The 647-nt window shown below is 49.1% G+C and carries 1 protein-coding gene and 1 pseudogene; both read left to right on the plus strand.

The window, feature by feature from the left end; all coding sequences use genetic code 11:
* Positions 1-400: pseudogene (locus tag AWU74_RS07240) on the plus strand (HPr(Ser) kinase/phosphatase); the annotation flags it as partial.
* A 55-nt stretch (positions 401-455) separates the two neighbouring features.
* Positions 456-647: HPr family phosphocarrier protein (locus AWU74_RS07245; RefSeq protein WP_062328745.1), on the plus strand; the 192-nt coding region annotated here is incomplete at its 3' end.

Raw genomic sequence — 647 nt, forward strand, 5'->3', positions numbered from 1 at the left:
GCTGCTCGGTCAAGGCGCAAACAAGATGATAAGCCACCATATGGGGATTCGGGGGCTGGGCATCATCAATGTTTGGCAGCTTTACGGTATAGGCGCAATCCGTGAGCAGAAAGAAGTGCAGCTGGTGATAAATCTCGTCGAGTGGGATTCAAACAAAGTATACGACCGGCTTGGAACGGAAACACAGTCGACTGATTTGCTGGGCGTAAAGGTTCCGCTCATTGAAATTCCGGTCAAACCGGGACGAAATGTGCCTGTCCTTATTGAGACCGCCGCAAAAAACGAGCGTCTCAAGTCTATGGGCTATCATTCGGCGGTTGATTTTAACCGGAATGTGCTTAAGTGGCTGGAAACCGGTACTGCGCTTACCGCCTACTATGGCGGAGATGACTCGTATTGAGCGCATTGCGCTTATTTGCAGAAAAAATTGGGCGTTTTGTAGAGGAGCGACGACAGTGACTGAAAAAATTATTACCGTTCGTAACCGCGCGGGAATTCATGCCCGTCCGGCAGCACTGATTGCGCAAACCGCAAATAAGTTTTCTTCGACAATTATGATAGAGAAAGGGATAGCCACAATAAACGCGAAATCAATCATGGGCGTCATTACAATGGCGGCGGGGTACAACACCGAACTGGTGATACGA

The organism is Treponema endosymbiont of Eucomonympha sp., from assembly GCF_001028545.1.